Annotated in this window: 20 protein-coding genes and 1 other annotated feature; of the genes, 7 read left to right on the forward strand and 13 right to left on the reverse strand. The window is 43.9% G+C overall.

Translation table 11 applies throughout. The features are described from left to right. Nucleotides 1-465 precede the first annotated feature (465 nt). The 13 genes from msrA to PVE40_RS07910 form a co-directional block, all read right to left on the reverse strand. Nucleotides 466-996 carry a peptide-methionine (S)-S-oxide reductase MsrA gene (gene msrA, locus PVE40_RS07850; RefSeq protein WP_274731344.1) on the reverse strand — a complete coding sequence of 177 codons (531 nt, stop codon included), beginning with the start codon at nucleotides 994-996 and terminating at the stop codon, nucleotides 466-468. Nucleotides 997-1,046: 50 nt separating this feature from the next. After that, a complete protein-coding gene (serS, locus tag PVE40_RS07855; RefSeq protein ID WP_274731345.1) occupies nucleotides 1,047-2,357 on the reverse strand; it encodes a serine--tRNA ligase in 1,311 nt (436 codons plus the stop codon). A gap of 48 nt (nucleotides 2,358-2,405) precedes the next feature. Then, nucleotides 2,406-2,627: a binding site (T-box leader), on the reverse strand. A 49-nt stretch (nucleotides 2,628-2,676) separates the two neighbouring features. Continuing rightward, complete coding sequence (locus tag PVE40_RS07860) at nucleotides 2,677-4,020, reverse strand: serine hydrolase (RefSeq protein WP_274731346.1); 1,344 nt, start codon at nucleotides 4,018-4,020, stop codon at nucleotides 2,677-2,679. Nucleotides 4,021-4,166: 146 nt separating this feature from the next. Beyond that, nucleotides 4,167-5,291: a sensor histidine kinase gene (locus PVE40_RS07865; RefSeq protein ID WP_274731372.1), complete on the reverse strand. Its 1,125-nt coding sequence runs from the start codon at nucleotides 5,289-5,291 to the stop codon at nucleotides 4,167-4,169. Between the two features lie 24 nt (nucleotides 5,292-5,315). Then, nucleotides 5,316-6,008 (reverse strand): response regulator transcription factor, encoded by a 693-nt coding sequence (locus PVE40_RS07870; RefSeq protein ID WP_274731347.1) that lies wholly within the window; start codon nucleotides 6,006-6,008, stop codon nucleotides 5,316-5,318. A 346-nt stretch (nucleotides 6,009-6,354) separates the two neighbouring features. After that, nucleotides 6,355-7,839, reverse strand: coding sequence for an IMP dehydrogenase (guaB, locus tag PVE40_RS07875; RefSeq protein ID WP_274731348.1), 1,485 nt, complete (start codon nucleotides 7,837-7,839; stop codon nucleotides 6,355-6,357). 117 nt (nucleotides 7,840-7,956) lie between these two features. Beyond that, on the reverse strand, nucleotides 7,957-8,652 hold the full coding sequence (locus PVE40_RS07880; RefSeq protein ID WP_274731349.1) for a DUF1129 domain-containing protein: 696 nt from the start codon (nucleotides 8,650-8,652) through the stop codon (nucleotides 7,957-7,959). Nucleotides 8,653-8,684: 32 nt separating this feature from the next. Beyond that, the gene (ychF, locus tag PVE40_RS07885) at nucleotides 8,685-9,785 is read right to left on the reverse strand and encodes a redox-regulated ATPase YchF (protein ID WP_274731350.1); all 1,101 of its coding nucleotides are present in this window, start codon (nucleotides 9,783-9,785) and stop codon (nucleotides 8,685-8,687) included. Nucleotides 9,786-9,838: 53 nt separating this feature from the next. Then, nucleotides 9,839-10,042, reverse strand: a complete 204-nt coding sequence (locus tag PVE40_RS07890) for a DUF951 domain-containing protein (protein WP_274731373.1) — start codon at nucleotides 10,040-10,042, stop codon at nucleotides 9,839-9,841. A 17-nt stretch (nucleotides 10,043-10,059) separates the two neighbouring features. Beyond that, a complete protein-coding gene (locus tag PVE40_RS07895) occupies nucleotides 10,060-10,950 on the reverse strand; it encodes a ParB/RepB/Spo0J family partition protein (protein WP_274731351.1) in 891 nt (296 codons plus the stop codon). Beyond that, a complete protein-coding gene (locus tag PVE40_RS07900) occupies nucleotides 10,940-11,716 on the reverse strand; it encodes a ParA family protein (protein ID WP_274731353.1) in 777 nt (258 codons plus the stop codon). The genes PVE40_RS07895 and PVE40_RS07900 overlap by 11 nt, the downstream gene beginning before the upstream one ends. Nucleotides 11,717-11,984: 268 nt before the next feature. Next, entirely contained in the window at nucleotides 11,985-12,701 is a 717-nt protein-coding gene (gene rsmG / locus PVE40_RS07905) for a 16S rRNA (guanine(527)-N(7))-methyltransferase RsmG (protein ID WP_274731354.1), read from the reverse strand. 5 nt (nucleotides 12,702-12,706) lie between these two features. Further along, nucleotides 12,707-13,162 carry an immunoglobulin-like domain-containing protein gene (locus tag PVE40_RS07910; protein WP_274731355.1) on the reverse strand — a complete coding sequence of 152 codons (456 nt, stop codon included), beginning with the start codon at nucleotides 13,160-13,162 and terminating at the stop codon, nucleotides 12,707-12,709. Nucleotides 13,163-13,353: 191 nt separating this feature from the next. On the opposite strand from PVE40_RS07910, the gene PVE40_RS07915 reads away from it, so the two are divergent. The 7 genes from PVE40_RS07915 to PVE40_RS07945 all read left to right on the forward strand — a co-directional run bounded on the left by PVE40_RS07915 (nucleotide 13,354) and on the right by PVE40_RS07945 (nucleotide 21,706). After that, complete coding sequence (locus tag PVE40_RS07915) at nucleotides 13,354-14,223, forward strand: ABC transporter permease (RefSeq protein ID WP_420828523.1); 870 nt, start codon at nucleotides 13,354-13,356, stop codon at nucleotides 14,221-14,223. Further along, on the forward strand, nucleotides 14,216-14,998 hold the full coding sequence (locus tag PVE40_RS07920; protein WP_274731357.1) for an ABC transporter permease: 783 nt from the start codon (nucleotides 14,216-14,218) through the stop codon (nucleotides 14,996-14,998). The genes PVE40_RS07915 and PVE40_RS07920 overlap by 8 nt, the downstream gene beginning before the upstream one ends. 16 nt (nucleotides 14,999-15,014) lie before the next feature. Further along, nucleotides 15,015-16,049: an ABC transporter ATP-binding protein gene (locus PVE40_RS07925; RefSeq protein ID WP_274731358.1), complete on the forward strand. Its 1,035-nt coding sequence runs from the start codon at nucleotides 15,015-15,017 to the stop codon at nucleotides 16,047-16,049. A 17-nt stretch (nucleotides 16,050-16,066) separates the two neighbouring features. Further along, nucleotides 16,067-17,116, forward strand: coding sequence for an ABC transporter substrate-binding protein (locus tag PVE40_RS07930; RefSeq protein ID WP_274731360.1), 1,050 nt, complete (start codon nucleotides 16,067-16,069; stop codon nucleotides 17,114-17,116). An 89-nt stretch (nucleotides 17,117-17,205) separates the two neighbouring features. Next, complete coding sequence (locus PVE40_RS07935) at nucleotides 17,206-18,918, forward strand: adenine deaminase C-terminal domain-containing protein (protein WP_274731361.1); 1,713 nt, start codon at nucleotides 17,206-17,208, stop codon at nucleotides 18,916-18,918. Further along, nucleotides 18,915-20,228 (forward strand): amidohydrolase, encoded by a 1,314-nt coding sequence (locus PVE40_RS07940; RefSeq protein WP_274731362.1) that lies wholly within the window; start codon nucleotides 18,915-18,917, stop codon nucleotides 20,226-20,228. Before PVE40_RS07935 ends, PVE40_RS07940 begins: the two co-directional genes overlap by 4 nt. 269 nt (nucleotides 20,229-20,497) lie before the next feature. Next, nucleotides 20,498-21,706 (forward strand): hypothetical protein, encoded by a 1,209-nt coding sequence (locus tag PVE40_RS07945; RefSeq protein ID WP_274731363.1) that lies wholly within the window; start codon nucleotides 20,498-20,500, stop codon nucleotides 21,704-21,706. The last annotated feature ends 5 nt before the right edge of the window (nucleotides 21,707-21,711 follow it).

Raw genomic sequence — 21,711 nt, forward strand, 5'->3', positions numbered from 1 at the left:
TTGTTCAGTTTTCAAAGGTCAATCCGTTATCACGTCTGGCGTGTAACACGCTTTGTGACAACTACTTAATAATAGCATGTGTTATTTTGTAAGTCAACACTTTTTTGAAAAAGTTTTTTAAGTTGTTTTTCTTTGAATCCAACAACTTTTATATCATAGCTCTTTTTCAAACTAGAATCAAGTGTTTTTTTAGCTTATTCAATTTTCTTTTTTGAAAGAAAAACTGAGGGGCTAACGAAAATTAATATTACACCGTTTTCCTTGTTTTAGCAAGCTTTTCTGGCACTTTTTCGAAAATAATTTTACCTTACCAATGAACCCGAACGTTCTATTTATTCTGCTTGTTTTTTGTTCCTTTTTGAGACTTTTTCTCCCTTATCTGCAATCTTTTCGGTCCGTTTGTTCGTGGTACTTTTATTAGGCAAAATAAAAAGAGGTTCGGATAAATCCTACCTCTTCTTATTTCTATTCCCAATGTTGTCCCAAGAAGTTATCTCGTCCTGATGCTGAACGGTAACGTTTGTAGTGGGTGCTTGATTTACGGTAAAAATCTTGGTGATAATCTTCCGCTGCGTAAAACGGTTGAGCAGGCTCAATCGGAGTAATGATCGTTTTCTTGAAGCGGCCACTTTCCCCTAGTTCTTTTTTAGATGCTTCAGCAATTTGTTTTTGTTCTTCATTATGGTAGAAGATTGCTGGACGATAGGAATTGCCTTGATCTACGAATTGACCGTTTGGATCAGTTGGATCCGTTTGTTGCCAGTACACTTCTACTAAGTCTTTGTATGGGAACACTTCTGGGTCAAATGTAATTTGAACTGCTTCTGTGTGTCCAGTTGTGCCGGTACATACTTGTTCATAGGTAGGGTTTGGAACGTGTCCACCTGTGTACCCGGAAACAACTGATTCAATCCCTGGTAGAGAATCAAATGGTTTTACCATACACCAGAAGCATCCTCCAGCAAACGTTGCTTGTTCTAATTTCTTTTCTGCCATTCGTACCATCCTTTCCATTTTTTATAGTGTACCACATGAACCTGTTTCTTCTATATCGTTTTGTTTTTGTTTCCGAGTGCATTTTCTTTGGTGATTTCGGTGATGCCACCCATATAAGGAACAAGTACTTCTGGAATCGTTACAGACCCGTCTTCATTTTGATAATTTTCTAAAATAGCTGTTACGGTACGACCCACTGCCACTCCAGAACCATTCAATGTATGCACGTATTCTACTTTTCCTTCTTCGTTGCGGTAGCGGATTTTTGCCCGGCGAGCTTGGAAGTCTTCTGTATTTGAACACGAACTGATTTCTCGGTACGTTGCTTGAGCAGGAACCCATACTTCAATATCATAGGTTTTGGCTGCAGAAAAGCCCATGTCTCCTGTACATAGCGTGATGGTGCGGTATGGCAAGCCCAGTGTCCGCAGAACGGATTCTGCATCGGCAGTCATTTTTTCTAATTCTTCATAAGAAGTTTCTGGTTTACTGAACTTCACCATCTCTACCTTATGGAATTGGTGCATCCGGATTAGTCCTCTTGTATCACGGCCAGCGCTGCCTGCTTCTGAACGGAACGAAGGGCTCATTGCGGTAAAGTAGGTTGGCAAATCGGCTTCGTCCATGATCTCATCGCGGAAGTAGTTTGTTAAAGGCACTTCTGCAGTTGGAATTAGGGTGAAGTTCCGATCATCTTCTAATTGGAATACATCTTCTTTGAATTTAGGGAATTGACCAGTCCCAAACATCGATGCTTCGTTAACGATATAAGGAGTAATCATTTCCGTATAGCCATGTTCTTCCACATGCAAATCAAGCATATAGTTGTAACAAGCTCTCTCCAAACGAGCCCCTAGTCCTTTATAGAAGACAAAACGCGAACCCGTTACTTTGGCAGCACGTTCAAAGTCCAAAATCCCTAGTGCTTCTGCCACTTCATAGTGGGCCTTTGGTTCAAAGTCAAACGCACGAGGCTCTCCCCATTTACGTACTTCAACGTTATCATCTTCATCTGCCCCAACCGGTACCGACTCATGCGGTAAGTTAGGCAACCTCGTAGCAATATAGGTAGTCTTTTCTTCAATTTCAGCCAAATCTGCATCTAGTTGTTTGATTTGGTCTCCTACTTTTTTCATTTCTGCAATTTTTTCATCGGCATTTTCTTTGTTACGTTTTAAGGCAGCAATTTCTTGCGACACTTGGTTGCGGTATTGCTTCAAGTTTTCTGTTTCTACGATTTTTTCACGGCGTTCCTCGTCTAATTGTTTGAAAGCCTCTAATTCTTCCTGTTTTACTCCACGGATTAATAACTTCTCAGCGGTTGCTTCATATTCTTCACGAATCTTTTTTACATCTAACATTTGCTATCCCTCCATTTTTGTATTCAAAAAAGCCATTCCATCCCTGTAATTTGGGACGAAATGGCTTCTGTTCGCGGTACCACCCAGTTTCGGACATCGTTAGACATCCGCACTTTGTGACGATAACGGGGGACCCGAAACAATTTAATCATTTTATGTTTTCATTGTTTGCTTCATGTGTGGATTCAATAAGGGAATATATCGATTTTCACCAACCATCGATTCTCTACTTTATTCTCTTTATTTACTAGTCACATGCATGGCTTTACTTGTTTAAGTTAGCTTTATTTTACTTGATTCTTTTCTAAGAAGTCAATGCTTAACTGAAAAAGCCAGAAATGAAATCCGTTACCGTATCCCAGCCATTTGCAGCTGTACGGGCAATCCATCTCCATCCTAGCGTGAAGAAGTTTGCTTTCTCTACTGTTTCAGCAACCGCAACATTCACGCTGTCGGATCCGTCGCCTAGGTAACCCAGGTCGTCGCCTTCAATTGAAATAGCTACTTTCCCTACTTCTGTTCCTGCTTCAATCGGTGCTTCCACGATTCCATCTTCATTCAGTAAGTCTTTATTCAAGGTCAACTCCGTGGTAATTTCACGTTCTTCTTGCTTCGGTGTCACAACGGTCAAGTCGGCACTGTAGTTCAATCCCACTTCTTCTTCTTTCCCTTTCGCAATCTCCAAGTTCTCTTGCGCTTCTACAGGGCTGCCTTTTTCTGCTACTTGTACTTTCTCAAAGTTCGCATAGGCAAAATCCATTAAACGGTTGGTTTCCATGAAACGGCCGTCGTTGTCTTCCGCACCAATTACTACGGTAATGATTCGCATCTCATTTTCCATGGTCGTTCCGGTAAAGGAAGCACCCGATCCATCGGTTGTTCCTGTCTTCAAACCGTCTACAGCCGCACGGTAATATCCAGAATCTTCACGCAGCATGTAGTTATACGTAGTCATGGCAATTTCATCGCCAGAACCTTCCATGAATGTTTTATCTGTTAGCTTTGTTGTTTCTAAAACTTCTGGATAGTCATCCAACAAGTGGTCTGCTAGTGTAGCAACGCCGCGTGCAGTCATATGGTTCTCTGTATCAACAGGCGCACCCGGATACAATTGGCCTTGTTCATTTGCGTAGTTATTCGGTAAACCACTTGAGTTGTAAATTCCGTAATCAGTTACTCCCCATTCATCCAACTTCGCTGTCATCATGTCAACAAAGCCAGGTTCGCTGTCGCCAAGTAGTTCAGCCATGGCAATAGAAGCTCCATTTGCGGAATAAACAAGCATTGATTCGTACAAGTCACGTACTGTATAAGTGAAATCTTGACGAAGCGGAACATTCGACAACTCATAGTTTTGGCTGATTGAATAAGCATAATCACTAATCGGAACCGGTGTTTCCCAAGTCACATCACCTTTCTCAATGGCTTCAAGGATAAGATATACACTTAGCATCTTTGTCATGGAAGCTATTCCTAGCGATTCGTCTCCATTTTGGTTAAAAAGAATTTTATTTGTTTCATTATCAATTACAAAAGCAGCTTTTGCATCTACGTTAATGGGTTCCACAGCAGCCAAAGCAGCAGGCGCGGCTAAGAATGAGCTCGCCAACACACTGGACGACAATACGCCTAGGGTCCATTTTTTCATTCGATTCATTTTCATTATTGCTATTCTTCTCCATTCAATTTACTTCTCGTTAGTAATAAGCGTTACAATCATACGTCTTTAATGGTAGCTGAAAAAAGCCGAAAAAACAACATTTTCCCGAGGTTTTTTTGAAAAAAACCCGCAACGCAGAACGTTGCGAGTTACTTCTTGATTTGTTGTAAGGGCAGGTGCATCACAAACTTGGTTACTTCATCGTTCGACTCGGCATAAATATAGCCGCCATGTAGTGCGATGATGCTCTGCGCAATGGCTAAGCCAAGTCCTGTCCCACCTGTTTGCTGAGAACGAGAAGACTCTACGCGGTAGAATCGATTGAACAATTCTTCCAGCGCCGCTTGAGGGATTCGTTCCCCATTGTTCATGACGGTGATAATGGCTTCCGATCCTACTTTTTCTGCCTTGATGCGCACCCAAGTACCACCCCGCCCATATTTCAAGGCATTGGATATCAAGTTGTTGAATACACGAGCTATTTTATCCACGTCCACTTCAATCATGAGCGGCTCTGCGGTAACTTCGACTTGGATGTCCATGTGCTTCCTTCCTGACTCCAGTTCGAATTCGGCAGCAATCTGCTCGAGGAAGTTTCCCAGGTTAAGTGTTCGAATGATAAGGGGTGTAGAAGTTTGACGCACCTTCGTATATTCGAATAGATCATCAACCAACACTTTCATTTGCAGGGCTTTGGTATAGGCAATATGGATATAGCGTTCCACATCCTCAGTAGAGGAATACTGTTTGTCAGCAATTAACCCCAAATACCCGATGATGGATGTGAGCGGCGTCCGGATATCGTGGCTCACATTGGTGATGAGCTCGTCTTTTGATTGCTCAATCCGGCGTTCTTCTTCCATTGCAGTAACCGTACTTTCAACGAGCGTGTTGATGCTGTTTACCACATCTTCCATGTCACCCGACAACTGCGCATCAATTCGGTGATCGAAATGTCCCGAAGCAATGTAGTGCAGCTCATCCAAAATATGACGCAGCTGCATCTGCTTGTAACGCCGGTTCAACCGCCACCACGTAAACAAGACGGCAAACATGGTCGCTGTTGCTAGGAAAACGGTTCGGAAACGGATCAGAATTAAGTCAAAATATTGCACCACGTCCCAGGCAGTCGGTATTTCCAACAGGAAAGCGGGCGGAGAATAAACAATCTGATTAAAAAGAAGCAGGAGACCCATATAGATGAAGTACATAATCGTCATCGTGACGATGGCTTCAAAAATCAACTCACCGAGTTCTTTTTTGGTTAATTTCATCTTTAACAAACAATCGGTCCTCTCTTATTCAGAAATCTTGTACCCGACGCCCCATACCGTTTGAATCACTTTGTCTCCACCGGTTGCTTTTTCTATCTTGTCCCGCAAATGGCTGACATGAACCATTACTGTTTTTGCAGAAACGATACTCTCTTGTAGCCAAACGCGCTCAAAAATTTCATCGGCGCTGAATACACGGTTCAAATTGCTGGCAAGTAAGTATAAAATACCAAATTCCAAGGCAGTCAGTTGGATTTCTTTGCCGGTTAGGGTTTTCACTTCATGCGATTCTTTGGTAATAATAAGCGGGCCTACTTCAATGACATTCGGCTCAGCTTCTTGTTGGGAAATACCTGAACGACGCAGCAAAGACTTAATCCGCGCCATTACTTCTAGCGGATTAAACGGTTTGGAAACATAATCATCCGCTCCAGAAGTCAGGCCTTTAATTTTATCCATATCGGTCGATTTGGCACTAAGAATCAGGACAGGCAAATGATTCTCTTTGTCACGCATTTCTTTCAATACCGTAATGCCGTCTTTTTTCGGCATCATCAAATCTAAAATAAGCAGGTGGATATCCAAGTGCTGCTGCAGCATTTGTAAGGCCTCCATACCGTTATAAGCTTTTATTGGTTCATATCCTTCATTTTTGCAATAAATACTGAGTAAGTCTACAATTTCGCGGTCATCATCAACGATTAATATTTTCGTCATAAGTGCTCCCCCATCTTGCCATATTGTGGCTAGTTTAACAGAAGAAAGTAAAGGAATTGTTAAGAAAGTTTTAGGTTTCTACTATCTATTATTATAACCTTCCTCTTCCTGCATACAAGTACAGACGTTTGAATAATCTTTTGGACAAGTAGGGGCAGATTTTTGACCTCACTTGTCCGAATTTGCTCATTTTGGACAAGTGAACGTTTCATCGTTCCTTCACTTGTCCGAAAACGGTAGAAATGGACAAGTGACCCCATTTTCACCTGCCTACTTGTCCAAAAACAAAAAAAGAACAATGATTCTACCTTCTGGAGGTAGAGTCATTGTTCTTTTGCTTAAACGTTTAACGGTGAATAGAATAATTTGGTGCTTCTTTGGTAATTTGTACGTCATGCGGGTGGGATTCGACTAAGCCAGCGCCTGTCATGCGGATAAACTGAGCGTTTTCGCGCAATTCTTCTAGGTTCGCTGCTCCAACATAGCCCATACCGGAACGGATACCGCCCAGCAATTGGAAGATGATGTCGCCAACTCCGCCTTTATAAGCTACCCTACCTTCGATTCCTTCTGGTACCAACTTGTTGGCTTCGTTGACGCCACCTTGGAAGTAGCGATCGCTCGAACCTTTTTCCATTGCAGCCAAGCTGCCCATTCCGCGGTACACTTTGAAACGGCGACCTTGGAAAATTTCAAATTCGCCTGGTGATTCGTCTGTTCCTGCCAGCATACTTCCTAACATTACGGCGTGACCGCCTGCTGCCATTGCTTTCACGATGTCGCCTGAGTATTTAATACCGCCATCCGCGATAATTGTTTTGCCGTATTCACGAGCCACACTTGCAGCATCGTATACCGCTGTAATTTGCGGAACCCCGACTCCTGCCACCACACGTGTGGTACAAATCGATCCAGGGCCGATCCCAACCTTTACTACATCAACGCCCGCTTCGTATAAATCACGGGTTCCTTCTGCAGTAGCTACATTCCCGGCAATCAAGGTTGCTGTTGGGAAAGCTGCACGAATCTCTCTGATTTTATGTAACACACCGGCGCTATGTCCGTGAGCCGTATCAATAATAATGGCATCTGCTCCTGCATCCAACAAGGCTTGCGCACGGTCAAAGGTATCCGTCGTCACTCCAACTGCTGCAGCTACCAGAAGGCGGCCATGCTCATCTTTTGCAGCGTTCGGGAATTCAATTACTTTTTCAATATCCTTAATCGTGATGAGACCGGCTAATTTTCCTGCTTCATCAACAAGGGGAAGTTTTTCAATCTTATGTTTTTGCAGAATGTTTTCGGCCTCTTTCAAAGAAGTGCCGGCTGGGGCAGTCACAAGATCTTCTTTTGTCATCACATTTCCAATTGGCTGTTGATAATCACTAATGAAACGAAGATCCCGATTGGTCAGAATCCCGACTAGCTTGCGTTCATCCATGTCGTTTACAACCGGAACGCCGCTGATACGGTACTTACTCATCAAATACTCCGCTTCTTGAACGAGGTGGTTTGGCGTAAGGAAGAACGGGTCAATAATAACGCCACTTTCGGAGCGTTTAACTTTCTTCACTTCGTCGGCTTGTGCTTGGATGGACATGTTTTTGTGGATGACACCAAGCCCTCCTTGGCGCGCCATTGCAATCGCCATTCCCGCTTCTGTTACGGTATCCATGCTGGCACTTAAAATAGGTACATTCAACTTAATATTTTTGGCTAGCTGAATCGATACATCAACGTCATTCGGTAATACGTGGCTTTCAGCTGGTATCAAAAGCACGTCATCAAAAGTAAGTCCTTCTTTTACAAATTTTGTTTCCCAGTTCGACATTCTGCTTTCCTCTCCCCTTTAATGAGCTAATTTTTTATTGTCTAACTTACCATCTTCATTCTATGCCGTCAAGGTATAGATAAACAAAAAAGGCAGGAGTCTCCTCCCGCCTCTTGCCTAAAATACTCCGCCAACAATGCGGAACTTGCGTTTCAAGTACATTTTCGCGCCAATTCCTGCTGCAGCAATCGCTAAATACGCAATTCCTGGTAGAGGGGCGTTGATGCTTTTTGGAATAAGACCAGTCGATAATGTCATGGTCAACATCCACAGCAACATGGCAACCGTTGTGGCACCAATATATTTCCCGTATCCACGCTTGCCTTTTGGTGCGTCTGGATTCGGCATGTATTTAGAAATAATCAGCATGGCCAAGCCACCTACTAGGTAATTCAAAATTAAACTGATCATCCCCATGCCCGCTTGCGCTTCTGCTCCATCTGAGGTGAGGAGTGTAATACCGGAAATCAAAGCAAAGATTGAACCTAACAGAAGTCCTCCATCAACCGCAATCAACCAATCTGGCGAGCGGCGTCCTAGTTCTTCCTCTTGTTCTTGTAACAGGTTTTGGGCACATTCGGATACCGTACCATAGAGCTGACGTGCAGTGACGCCGACTTTTTGGTTGGCAACTAGTTCACTCATCATTTTATTGTAACGATGGTTTTTCTTTTCTTCGTCGTAGTTGGCTTCGGTCAAAATTTTATCTAAGCCAATCATAAACTGTTCATTTCGTTTGGTTAGTTGCTGCCACAAAGCTTGGTTTTCGACCTTCGTTTGTTCCAGCGTTTTTTCAGTGTTTGTTTCAGCCACTTCTTATTGCCTCCTAAATTAGACTGCATCGATTATACATTAAAGCGGAACAACATGACATCTCCGTCTTGAACTACATAGTCTTTTCCTTCCAAACGGACTTTCCCAGCTTCTTTAGCAGCTTGCATACCGCCGTATGCTAACAAGTCTTCGTAAGAAACCGTTTCTGCACGGATGAACCCACGCTCAAAGTCTGTATGGATCACACCAGCTGCTTGCGGAGCTTTCATACCGAGACGGAACGTCCAGGCACGCACTTCTTTTTCCCCAGCTGTAAAGTAAGTACCTAAACCAAGCAAGGTGTATGCTTTTTTAATTAGTTGGTCTAGGCCAGAATGTTCCAAACCTAACTCACCTAAGTACTCTGCTTTTTCTTCATCATCCAGTTCAGCCATTTCTTCTTCGATTCGCGCACTGATGGTAACTACTTCAGCGCCTTCTGTTGCAGCAAATTCACGGACTTTTTGTACCATTTCATTGTCTGCACCTTCCACCAAATCATCTTCCGCAACGTTCGCTACGTATAAGACTGGTTTCGTGGTTAAAAGGAATAAACTTTGCACGAACGGTTCTTCTTCTGGTGTAAATTCAACCGTACGAGCGGATCTTCCTTCTTCAAGTGCTTCTTTAATGCGTTCCAATACACCCATTTCTTGCAGGGCATCTTTATCTTTCGTACGTGCGATCTTGCTGACACGCGTGTAACGCTTCTCGATCGATTCTAGGTCGGCAAAAATCAGCTCCAAGTTAATCACTTCGATATCGGTCAAAGGATCAACCTTGCCACTTACGTGAGTGATGTTCTCATCATGGAAACAACGAACCACGTGACAAATGGCATCTACTTGGCGGATGTTAGCCAGAAACTTGTTTCCTAGCCCTTCGCCTTTGCTGGCGCCTTTTACAATTCCAGCAATGTCTGTAAATTCAAAAGTCGTTGGGACAGTTTTCTTTGGTTTTACTAATTCGGTTAATTTATCTAAGCGCTCATCTGGCACTTCTACCACGCCAACGTTTGGATCGATGGTTGCAAACGGATAGTTTGCCGCCTCTACTCCCGCTTTGGTGATGGCATTGAATAGGGTTGATTTCCCTACGTTCGGCAACCCGACAATTCCTGCTGTTAATGACATATTTTCTCACTCTTTCCCTAAATACTTGGAGGTATCTTCAGCGCCCACTTTCTTTACTCAGCGGGTGTGCTTTTCACCAATACCTTTTTCATTTTCTTCTCAAATTCTCGGCGTGGCATCATTACCATCTGGCCGCACTTTTGGCATTTAATGCGGATATCCATCCCCATACGGATAATCTCCCAGGAATTACTTTGGCATGGATGGGGCTTCTTCATCTCTACCACATCATGCAAGTCATATTCTTTCTGGATCATCACGGTGACACCTCTTTCTAGTTGTCGAATTCAATCTCTAATAGCTCCAAGATGCGGTTCAAATCAGAAGGTGACAAGTATTCAATCTCGATTTTCCCTTGCTCCCCTTTTGGAGTGATCTGAACGGATGTGCCAAATTTATCCATCAATCGTTCTTCGCTCTCCAAAATATAGTACGGCTTGGCTGCTTTTTTCTTTGGCTTCTTGTCTTTTGGTTGTCCAGGTTCATTCAGTTGTTGTACCAACACTTCCAACTGACGGACGGTGATTCCTTCTTCGACTGTGCGCACGGCTAAATCACTAAGAAGTTGTTGGTCTTTTATTCCCAGCAAAGTTCGCGCTTGGCCCATTGTCAAAGAACCGTCACGCAAGAACTCTTTCACGTCTTCTGGCAAAGTAAGCAGTCGTAAATAGTTCGCAATATACGGACGACTTTTCCCTAAACGTTCTGCTACTTGCACTTGGGTGAGGTTTAGCTTATCCATCAACATTTGGTACGCCTCTGCTTCTTCAAGCGGTGACAAGTCTTCCCGCTGCAAGTTTTCAATGACCGCTAGTTCAATCATCGCCTGTTCATCCAGCTCACGAACAATAGCTGGCACCGTTTCTTTCCCTGCTAGCCTTGAAGCACGAACCCGACGTTCTCCGACAATGATTTCATACCCCTTCACGGTCGATTGACGCAAGATAACGGGTTGCAGGACGCCGTTTAATTTAATTGAATCCGAAAGTTCCTGTAAGGAAGCTTCATCAAAGGTTTTACGTGGTTGGTAGGGATTTGGGCGAATCTCGTCCAAGGAAACCTGCTCCACGTGCTCTCTCGTCTCATCAATTTCTTCCAGCGATTCAAAACTACTGAATAAGGCATCGATGCCTCGGCCTAAGCCTTTGTTGTTTTTATTCGCCATCTGCCAACACTTCCTTTGCGAGTTCTAGGTATACCTCCGCCCCTTTAGAACGAATGTCATAGTCAATAATCGATTGGCCATAGCTTGGAGCTTCAGACAGACGAATGTTCCGTGGAATAATGGTGTCATACACCTTTTCTTTAAAGTACTTCTTCACTTCTTCAACTACTTCAAAACCTAAATTGGTACGTGCATCCAGCATCGTCAACAAGACCCCTTCAATTTTCAGGTCTTTGTTGAAGTGCTTTTGCACTAAGCGGAAGGTATTCAGCAATTGGCTTAACCCTTCTAAGGCATAGTATTCACATTGAACCGGAATCAATACCGCATTACTCGCGGTAAAAGCATTAATCGTAAGGTGTCCCAGAGAAGGCGGACAATCGATAAAGATATAATCATACGGTTCTTCCGTGTCTTGAATCAATCCTTCAATCGCATCGCGAAGCCTTGCTTCCCGGTGTGGCTGGCTTGTCAATTCAATCTCTGCACCTGCCAGTTGAATGGTTGCTGGTACTACCCACAAGTTCTCTCTTGAGGAAGGCTGAACAGCATCGGCAATCGGAATACGGTTCACGAGGACATCGTAAATGTCTTTGTCTACATCCGCTTTGGAAATACCTAATCCGCTCGTTGCATTCCCTTGTGCATCACTATCAATTAATAAAACTTTCTTTCCTAAATAGGCTAACGCGGCCGCCACATTTACGGTGGTAGTCGTTTTACCCACTCCTCCTTTTTGGTTGGCTACTGCAATGATCCGTGTCATTTGATTTCCTCCAATTTCTATCTTCTATATATATGTTCGATGCAAAAAAAAAGAAAAACGATACAGAGCGTTTTTCCTTAGGCGCATTCTTTCAAAATGACTGCATCATTTATCGCTCGTTTATTCCACTATCGTTGCGTTTGTTTACCCGACCATTGTATCAAAAAAATGCCTAAAAAAATACCCATCTTCCACGATTCTCTGAAAAATCAACAAAACAAGCCTCAGCTCGCACAAATGGGGTGGCATTTATACGAGCTGTGCTTTCTTATAAAGGTTGTTTATTCGGTGTTCCTGGCTTACGTGGGTATTTCATTGGTGTGTCTTTTGTTTTCTTAATCAATACGATATGGCGTTCTCCTGCATCCAGTGGCAGCTCGAAGGCAATATCCTTTTCCAACTTTCCACCGAGAGTGGCAATGGCTTGCTTCGCATCATCTAATTCTTCCTTGGAGCTCGCTGCCTTCATGGCTACAAAATAGCCCTCTTTCTTCACAAGCGGCAAGCACAGTTCGCTCAAGACACTCATCCGAGCAACTGCACGCGCCGTCACAAAGTCAAAGCTTGCGCGGAACGTTGGGTTCTGACCAAACGTTTCAGCGCGGTCATGGTAACAGGAAACCCCTTCTAGTCCTAACGCTTCAATCAACTGTTCCAAAAATTGGATTCGTTTATTCAGTGAATCTACAATGGTCACTTTTATATGGGGGAAAGCGATCTTTAATGGAATACTAGGAAATCCAGCGCCCGCTCCCACATCACACAATTGAATCGGCTGGTGGAAGGCGTCTACGTGGAGACCCAACGTTACTGAATCATAAAAATGCTTCAAGTACACTTCATCGTGATCCGTAATAGCCGTTAAATTTATTTTTTCATTCCATTCAACCAACAGTTGGTAATACAACTCATACTGTTCCATTTGTCTTTCACTCAAGTCAATACCTGCTTGAGCCATTGCTTGCTTAAATTGTTCAGGATTCATTCATTCTACTCCGTTTCTACTAATTCAAATTCCGCTGCCACTACATGGTTGGCCACCTCTTTGATAATGCGGTACGTGCCCGGTTCACGATCAGATTCTAACAGGTCAAAGGAAACCCCTTCTTCATTTTCACTTTGAGGAGCAAGTGTAATGGCAATTTCAATCCAAGAAACTTCCCCTTCAAAGGGAACGACTACCCACGTATCATTCACTAATCTCTCAACACTGTAGGCAACACCATAATAATACTCTTCATCGGTTTCATTCTTTATTCGAACGTTTACTCCCTCTGCCTCAACAGGGTAGGTAGCTTCTGTTGTTTCCATACTCACGCCTTCAAGTTGATTAACTTCTGACTCTTCATACGGACTTGGTTCTCCATCACTGCCGGAACAACCAGCCAAAACCCCCATCGAAATTCCTGCTGTAAGCACAAATAAAAGCATCTTTTTCATCGTCATGGTTTCCGCTTCCTCTTCTGATCGAATTTATTATTCTCATTATACAACATTCTCCATGAAATAGGCGGAGAAAGCAAAAATGGCAAAACACGAACATTATATCACTTAAATATCATAACTATTCGTTTTTTGGTTGTAAAACAAGACTCAGCAAGCTATAATTCTCTTATGATTCAGAAAATAAGCTAACAATGTCTTTAGAAAGGAGACCTTCCCTTTTGTCATACAAGAAGAATATTCCTTATTTGATTATTGCGCCGGGCCTGATTCTGCTGATCGTTTTTCTGGTTCTGCCTTTATTTACTATTATTTACCCCACCTTCTATCAAGGTACCCTCACATTGGATGCCTATGTTTCTTTTCTGAGTGAAAGTTACAATCGTGGCATTCTTTGGCGAACGATCCGAATATCACTCCTGGTTACCTTTTGGACGATTCTGTTGGGATTGCCGACCGCAGCGTTTATTGCAAGAACGGATAGGAAATGGCGGAGCTTATTAATGGGCCTGGTTCTCTTCCCCTTGTTAACGAACTCGGTCGTACGCAGTTTCGCTTGGATTAATATCTTGGGGACAAATGGCATTGTCAATCGCCTCTTGCTCCAAACAGGCATAATCGACGAACCCCTCCGGATGTTATATAGCGAGTTTGCTATCACCTTGGGCTCCCTTTACCTCTTTCTTCCTTTAATGATTACAACTTTAGTGGGAATTTTAGAGAATATTGATCAGGAAATATTGGAGGCCGCAGAAACACTGGGTGCGAGCCCTTTTGTTGCGTTTATGAAGGTCCTCTTGCCATTGAGCTTGCCTGGAGTCATTGTGGGCAGCGTCTTAGTATTTACCGGAACCTTGACAGCTTACACCACGCCGCAACTCTTGGGGGGCAATCAAAATATGATGATGTCTACCTTCCTCTATCAAAACGCCATGACGCTGGGGGATTGGGAAAGTGCTGGCGTCATTGCAGTGATTATGATTCTAACGACGGTCGTTGTTATGAATACATTTAACTGGCTTGCTGCTCGTATCGACCGCAGAGGAGGCGAACTGGATGCGTAAACAACGTGGACTGGCCTTTTTCGCTTTACTCGTTTTCTTGTTTTTGTTCTTTCCCTTACTTATTATCGTGATTACTTCATTTGGGGAGAATCCAACGATTCAATTTCCAATTGAAGGCTTCACGTTCAAATGGTATGCCAATGTGTTTCAAGTGAGCGGCTTCCTTAGCAGTTTTTGGCTGAGTATCCGTGTTTCTTTTTTGGCTACCTTATTGGCATTGGCAGTTGGCGTTCCTTCCGCCTATGCTTTGTCGCGCCATTCCTTCCCAGGGCGAAAGGCACTGAAGAATTTCTTCTTGTCTCCTACCATTATTCCTGGAGTAGTAGTCGGATTTTCAATGTTTCAGTTCATCGTCATCCGCTTGCAGTTGCCGATTTTCCAAGGACTGTTGTTGGGGCACTTTTTAATCAGCTTGCCTTATATCATCCGAGTCGTCGGTTCCAGCATGGAGCAATTGGACTTCTCACTGGAAGAAGCGGCCTGGACATTAGGGAGCACCAAACTCAAGACATTCTTTCAAGTCGTGTTACCTAATATTACGTCAGGAATTTTCGCTTCTTTCATGTTGGCGTTTATCAATTCCTTCAATAACATACCCGTTTCCCAATTCCTGTCGGGTCCGGGCGTGACTACTCTGCCTACTAATCTAATGAGCTATATTGAATATAATTACGATCCAACCGTTTCAGCGCTATCCGTTCTATTGATGCTTGGGACGATTCTGTTAATGGTTCTGATTGAAAAAACACTTGGACTTGCATCCATATCGTCTTAAAGGAGGACGCCATCCCATGGCATTTGTTCAACTAGAGGATATTCGCGTCAGCTATGATGGAAAAACGGATATTCTAAAAAATCTACACCTCTCCATTGAAAAAGGAGAACTGGTTTCCTTGCTTGGTCCGTCTGGTTGTGGGAAAACAACTACCTTGCGAGTCATTGCGGGCCTCATCGATCCGAATCAAGGAAGTTTCCTCGTCGATGAGCTGGACTTAACAAAAGTTCCTGTACACAAGCGGAACTTCGGTATGGTCTTTCAGTCCTATGCTCTTTTCCCACATTTAACGATCAAGGAAAACGTTGGCTTCGGTTTGAAGTTGAAGAAAGAAAAGAAAGCTATTATCGAAGAAAAGGTAGCTCGCATGCTAGAAGTGACTGGATTAAGTGAGTACGCCGACCGGTACCCCAAGCAATTATCAGGCGGTCAGCGGCAACGGGTTGCTCTCGCTCGTGCGCTCGTTATTGAACCAAAGCTCTTGTTGCTGGACGAACCGCTGAGCAACTTGGATGCAAAATTACGAGTCAGTATGCGGATGGAAATTAAACGAATCCAGCGCAAACTTGGAATTACGACGGTCTTTGTCACACATGACCAAGAGGAGTGCTTCTCTATCTCAGACAAGGTAGCGGTCATGAATAAAGGAATCATCGAACAGTTTGACTCGCCGGAAGAAATTTACCGACGACCAAAGAGTGAGTTCGTTGCTCGTTTTATTGGGTTCGAGAACTTCTTTGACCTCAATCGAACAAACGACCGCACCTATCTTGCTGCGGATGGGACTTTATTCCATACCGTTCAAACGAATGACCAAGAAACCGTCACAGCAACCATTCGTCCCGATGATATCGAAATCGTTGATTCTGCATTACAAGCAAATGCAATTACCGGTACCATCCGGGTTCGTACCTTTTTAGGAAAAAGTTATCAGTATGAAGTACAAACTGCCTTAGGAAATTTACTGGTTAACGATGAGAACCTACACGCATACCAAGCCGGTACTACCGTTACACTCTACCTGAATCCTGAAAAAATCATTCTAGTTTAATGGAGGAAAAAACAACCATGAAAAAATTACATACCGCAACTCTATCGCTCGCAGCTACTCTTCTCTTGGCCGCATGTGGCAGCCAAGAAGCAACGTCCAGTGAAACCAGCAAGGAACTTGTCATCTCAACGTTTGCCCTGAGCGAAGATGTGATTGATCGCGATGTTTTCCAACCGTTTGAAGAGGCTCAAGCTACCGAAATTACTTATGAAGTTGGGAATTCGAGTGAACGGTTCACCAAATTACAAAACAATCCAAATTCGACAATCGATGTGATCGAACTTTCCCAAGCCAATGCAGCAACGGGTGTAGCGGAAGGATTGTTCGAACCGCTGGATGAAACGAAGGTACCAAACTTGAAGCTGTTGGTAGATGGAGCAAAAGACGCGGTGGATACTTCTGGTGCAGCCTATACCATTAACAGCATCGGTATCATTTATAACGAAGAAGCTGCCGGAATGAAAATTGATGAATGGTCTGATCTATGGGATCCCTCTCTGGCTGGGAAAATTTCAATTCCCGATGTAACAACTACCTTTGGACCAGCTATGCTCTATGTAGCGAGTGACTACAAAGAAGTCGACATCACCTCAGACAATGGCGAAGCAGCTTTCCAAGCCCTCGAAGAATTGAAACCAAACATTACAAAGACTTATACAAAGTCTTCTGACTTAGCTAACTTGTTCCAGTCTGGTGAAATCGTAGCGGCAGTTGTAGGCGACTTTGCTTATCCGATTATTTCTGAAGCGAATCCAGATGTAGCCTACATCGTACCTGCTTCTGGCACGTATGCGAACTTCAACACCTTGAACGTAGTGGCTACTTCAGAAAACAAAGAAGCTGCTTATGACTTTATCAACTGGAAGCTGAGCCAAGAGCTGCAAACGAAAACAGCAGAATCTCTAAACGAAGCACCTACTAACACGGAAGTAACCTTGGAGGACGCTGTCGCTGAGAACAAAACGTATGGCGATGTTGCAAAGCGTGCCAAAGCAGTCGACTTTACCTTTGTAAACGAACACCTGGAACAATGGCTTACGAAGTGGAATCAGACGTTGAATCAATAACACATCTGTTCAAATAAAAGAAACATCCTGTTCCAAAATGCAGACCTTTGCGTTTTGGAACACTCTTTTTTAAACGAAAGGAGCCTCCTATGAAGGTTGATTTACTCATCGAAAATGCGCTTGTATTTAACATCTTTTTGAAACGTTTTGAACAACAGCACGTTACGGTTTCTAACCAAAAGTTCTACTATATAAGTGATCAAGATTTGCGTTATCTTGAGCCCCTTGAAGTGATCGATGCACAAGGAACCTACATGATTCCAGGCCTGATTGACATCCATATGCATATCGAGAGTTCGATGGTGCCTCCTGCCATCTTCTCCGGTGCTGCTCTATCTCATGGTGTCACAACTGTGGTCGCAGATTGCCATGAAATCGCTAATGTATGTGGGATGGAAGGCATTGAATTCTTCATGGAACAAGAAACACTACTAGACATTTTTTATGCCATTCCGTCTTCCGTTCCTTCCACAACCCCGGAACTAGAAACAACGGGCGGATTGATCGGTGTAGCCGAAGTTCAAGCCTTACTCCAACATCCCAGCGTCATCGCGTTAGGAGAAGCAATGAACTTTAAAGGGATCACCGAGGAATCTCCCTCCTTAATCCAAGATATTCTGCAAACCGTACACCGCGAACGTCCCTTTCTACCGCTCGAAGGTCATGTTCCACGGGTCAGCGGAGAAACACTGGCTAAGTTTCTCTATGCCGGATTGACTGCCGACCATACACACCAGTCACCCGCTTCGATTCTCGAGAAAGTTAAAAGTGGAATGTTCTTAGAATTTCAAAAGAAATCCATTACGGCAGAAAACATGGCCGTATTAGAAGAACATCAGCTCTACGAACACATCGCCCTCATTACGGATGACGTGATGGCGGATGACTTACTCACCGGTCACTTAAATGAAAATATGCGTCTGGCCATCCAAGCCGGCATGCCAATCGAAGAAGCAATCTACACGAGCACCTACACACCCGCTCGCCGCATGAACTTTCAAGACCGCGGAGCCATTGTTGCAGGATACAAAGCCGATTTCTTGCTTCTAGATGACTTAGAAACCTTGTCGATTGCATCCGTCTATAAAAACGGGTACCGCGTCCATCAACGTGGAGAAGAAATGGCCTACCCTTCCGTTGACCTTTCTATTCCCGAACCCTTTTTAAATTCCGTTCATTGCAAGCTGTTGACCGAAGCAGATTTGCGTATTCCTGTTTCTACTCATCAAGAAGCCGTCCTCTGTAATGTCATTCAAATTCACCCCATTGGTACGTTCACAAAACTCGTCCAGCGGGAGATTCCGGTAAAGAATGGATTCTTAGACTTCGAGAACAGTACCTGCGCATTGGTTGTCGTAATGGAACGCTACGGCAAGAACGGGAACATAGGCTACGGCTTGGTTGAACAAGCGATCGATCAAAAGGGCTCCATTGCAACAACTTGGGCGCACGACCATCACAACTTAATGGTCATGGGAACATCCATAACGGACATGCTCGCTGCGCAAGCGGAAGTGATTCGCTTGAAAGGCGGCTATGTCGTCTTTCAAGAAGGGCAACAAACAGGCTGCTGTCCTTTACCGTTAGGCGGTATTCTGAGTACAGAACCGATCTCCTTGCTAGGCGAACAATTGAAAGGGGTCCGTCAAGCGATGCAGGCACTCGGTTATCGGAACACCAATGAAATCATGTCTTTTTCTACCCTCTCTCTGCCCGTGTCACCGCAAGTAAAAATTACTGATTTCGGGATGATGGACGTCCACACCCACACGAAAATCCCTTTATTGGCAGGTGAATCATGAGAACTCTTATCCAAAATGTCCACGTCTTGACGATGGACCAAACGTATACCGAGTACCCAAATGGTTTTGTACTCATGAATGGGAATACAATTGAAGCAGTAGGCGCTAGTGGAACGCCAATAACCGTACAAGTTGACAAGACCATCGATGGAAGGGGTGCAATTGCCATGCCCGGCATGGTCAATACACATACCCACATCGGAATGATTCCCTTTCGGTCTTTAGGAGATGACACACCCGACCGTTTGACCCGCTTCTTGTTTCCCTTAGAGAAAGCTTGTATGACTCGTTCGTTGGCTTACCATAGCGGAAAATATGCGATTGCCGAAATGCAGCTGGCAGGAATCACCACCTTCATGGATCTGTATTACTTTGAGTCAGATTTGGCACGCGCTGCAGATGAAATGGGAGCAAGGGCAATCCTTTCAGAGACGGTACTGGAAGATGCTTGCGACTCCCCGGTTCCTTTTGGCGGATTAGAATATGCAGAGCGGTTTATACCAGAATGGCTGAACCACGAACGCATCACACCAGCGATTGCCCCGCATGCACCTTATACGAACACAACCGAATCGCTCCAGCAGGCACGAAAGATTGCTGATCACTACGGTGTCCCCCTTACTATTCACGTGAGCGAGATGGACTTTGAGATGAAGAAATATGAAAAAGAGTACCAGCAGACACCGATTGCCTACCTAGCGGCTTGTGGGATTCTCAACTCCAACACAGTAGCGGCGCATTGCATCTTTGCCACTCCTGACGACATTGCTCTTCTGGCGCAGCATGATGTTGCGGTTGCTCATTGTATTGGTGCAAACACAAAATCTGCGAAAGGCATTGCGCCGATTCAAGCGATGCAAGAAGCGGGCTTACGAATCGGATTGGGAACAGATGGACCAAGCAGCGGAAATACATTGGATTTATTCACTCAGATGCGGATGGTCGCAAACTTCCATAAGACACAGTTGAAAGATCGTTCTGCCTTCCCTGCCCGTGAGATTGTCCGACTTGCGACTATGGGCGGTGCCGAGGCCTTAGGAATGGCTGAGACGATTGGCTCATTGGAACCCGGGAAGAAAGCAGATCTCCTACTCATTGAAACAGAGTCGGTTAATATGTTTCCTTTATTCGATCCTTATGCAACAATTGTTTATTCTGCACAAGCAGCAAATGTGCAGGCAGTATGGATTGACGGCCAGCCGGTTGTTCAAGAAAAAAGTCTGGTGAAGATTCCTCTGGCAACGTTGCGCCAGAACTTATCAAGCGAAATGACTGATTTTCGCGCCACTGCATCTACTTTTAGTAAATAAAGGTGCTGGAACAAAAGTCCCAGCCTCCTCCTGTATACGAGTATCTACCTCTTAAACGTGCTTCAAAAGGCAGACCCGACGTCACTTCACGAATCATGCTCAGATGGTCTACGACCATCCTGCGCTTATTCGTTCCAGTGATTCGGGTCTAAACGCCTTTTGTCCCACTCTTTTTTTCTAATTGAACATTTTGTTTGATAAACGAATATGGTAAACTAATGTTAATTTATTAAAAATAGATGAGATTTCATTCAGGAAGGAGTTGCTCTATGTATCAAACGGTCTTTAAGGAGACATGGCTGCATTTGGCCCGCAGCTCGAAGAATCGCTTAACCATTGGATTGGTTTTTCTTGCCATTCTTTTTTATAGTTTTATTTTGCTTCCACAGCAGGAGAGTTTCGACACGATTGATTACCAGCAATTGGAAATCAATCGGAACGCGAATCGAGGGTTGATGGAAGAAGCACGAGAAAATGGGAATTATCAGGTGAATGGGTTTACCGGGCAGTCGGCCTTTAGTCAAGCGAAGAACAATTACGATTATCAAAACGCGCTTCTAGAATCCATCCAAACGGGGAACGCTGAACGGTATATGGGAATTATTTCCACTTATTTACCTGAATTCCATACGGACGAACGGTTGGAAAAGTATTTAAATTCTTCCCTATACCCCGAAAAAGACTTGACCTATGACGAGATAAATTTCCATAACCGCATTCGCAGTTATCAAGAAGAGCAGGTACCGTTAACCTTTTCTATTATTCAGGAAAAAACGTCCTTGCAACAACTTTATCTCTTCTTATTAGAACTAGGTCCAACTATTTTGGTTATCCTGGCGCTCTTTATTGCGGCTGATGTTTTTATCATTGGCGTCAAGAAGCGAACCCAACACATTGGAGTACCACTTAGCTGGGGTCGCTATTTGTTTGTACAATCATTGGCAACGCTAAGTTTTGTTTTTCTTTTTTTCCTAGCAGCAGCTGGTTTTTTCTTCCTCATAAATGGGTTGTTATATGGCTTCGGGAGCAGAGCTTTCCAAGTTCCACAATTTATTTATTCAGAAGAATATGTGACAGACATGAGTGTCTATCGTCTGATGAAAATGAGCACTTTTTTCTTACAATCTCTTCCTTTTGTAGCAATCTTAATCTATTTATTCATTCGCCTGACCGCTCTCTTTTCTCTACTCTTCCGTCAAGAAGTGGTGGTGTTTTTGGCCGGAATTTTTACTTTTCTCTTTGAACGGCTCTATTACAGCCGAACGACCAGGCAAATCTTGGGCATGGACGTGAGTTATTTCCCTCAAACGTACTTTGATTTCGGCAAAGTGATTACGGGTGAGAAGAACTTCTTACTGAACACAGGCACCATTACCCCTGAAAAAGGATTAATCAGTTTAATTGTTACCGTACTTGTCGTGGAATTACTCTTAGTGGCTGCCACTCGCTGGCGCACTCGTCAAAAATTCATTGGATAGGAGGT

This window comes from Jeotgalibaca caeni, from assembly GCF_028863945.1.
Classification (GTDB): Bacteria; Bacillota; Bacilli; order Lactobacillales; family Aerococcaceae; genus Jeotgalibaca; species Jeotgalibaca caeni.

What these genes read in the sequence shown, in the direction of transcription:
- PVE40_RS07910 (WP_274731355.1), bottom strand. Translation starts at nt 13,162, where the DNA reads ATGACGATGAAAAAGATGCTTTTATTTGTGCTTACAGCAGGAATTTCG.
- PVE40_RS07940 (WP_274731362.1), top strand. Translation starts at nt 18,915, where the DNA reads ATGAGAACTCTTATCCAAAATGTCCACGTCTTGACGATGGACCAAACG.
- PVE40_RS07870 (WP_274731347.1), bottom strand. Translation starts at nt 6,008, where the DNA reads ATGACGAAAATATTAATCGTTGATGATGACCGCGAAATTGTAGACTTA.
- PVE40_RS07925 (WP_274731358.1), top strand. Translation starts at nt 15,015, where the DNA reads ATGGCATTTGTTCAACTAGAGGATATTCGCGTCAGCTATGATGGAAAA.
- PVE40_RS07930 (WP_274731360.1), top strand. Translation starts at nt 16,067, where the DNA reads ATGAAAAAATTACATACCGCAACTCTATCGCTCGCAGCTACTCTTCTC.
- PVE40_RS07890 (WP_274731373.1), bottom strand. Translation starts at nt 10,042, where the DNA reads ATGATCCAGAAAGAATATGACTTGCATGATGTGGTAGAGATGAAGAAG.
- guaB (WP_274731348.1), bottom strand. Translation starts at nt 7,839, where the DNA reads ATGTCGAACTGGGAAACAAAATTTGTAAAAGAAGGACTTACTTTTGAT.
- PVE40_RS07860 (WP_274731346.1), bottom strand. Translation starts at nt 4,020, where the DNA reads ATGAAAATGAATCGAATGAAAAAATGGACCCTAGGCGTATTGTCGTCC.
- PVE40_RS07945 (WP_274731363.1), top strand. Translation starts at nt 20,498, where the DNA reads ATGTATCAAACGGTCTTTAAGGAGACATGGCTGCATTTGGCCCGCAGC.
- rsmG (WP_274731354.1), bottom strand. Translation starts at nt 12,701, where the DNA reads ATGAATCCTGAACAATTTAAGCAAGCAATGGCTCAAGCAGGTATTGAC.
- msrA (WP_274731344.1), bottom strand. Translation starts at nt 996, where the DNA reads ATGGCAGAAAAGAAATTAGAACAAGCAACGTTTGCTGGAGGATGCTTC.
- PVE40_RS07900 (WP_274731353.1), bottom strand. Translation starts at nt 11,716, where the DNA reads ATGACACGGATCATTGCAGTAGCCAACCAAAAAGGAGGAGTGGGTAAA.
- PVE40_RS07915 (WP_420828523.1), top strand. Translation starts at nt 13,354, where the DNA reads ATGTCTTTAGAAAGGAGACCTTCCCTTTTGTCATACAAGAAGAATATT.
- PVE40_RS07895 (WP_274731351.1), bottom strand. Translation starts at nt 10,950, where the DNA reads ATGGCGAATAAAAACAACAAAGGCTTAGGCCGAGGCATCGATGCCTTA.
- PVE40_RS07935 (WP_274731361.1), top strand. Translation starts at nt 17,206, where the DNA reads ATGAAGGTTGATTTACTCATCGAAAATGCGCTTGTATTTAACATCTTT.
- PVE40_RS07920 (WP_274731357.1), top strand. Translation starts at nt 14,216, where the DNA reads ATGCGTAAACAACGTGGACTGGCCTTTTTCGCTTTACTCGTTTTCTTG.
- serS (WP_274731345.1), bottom strand. Translation starts at nt 2,357, where the DNA reads ATGTTAGATGTAAAAAAGATTCGTGAAGAATATGAAGCAACCGCTGAG.
- ychF (WP_274731350.1), bottom strand. Translation starts at nt 9,785, where the DNA reads ATGTCATTAACAGCAGGAATTGTCGGGTTGCCGAACGTAGGGAAATCA.
- PVE40_RS07865 (WP_274731372.1), bottom strand. Translation starts at nt 5,291, where the DNA reads ATGAAATTAACCAAAAAAGAACTCGGTGAGTTGATTTTTGAAGCCATC.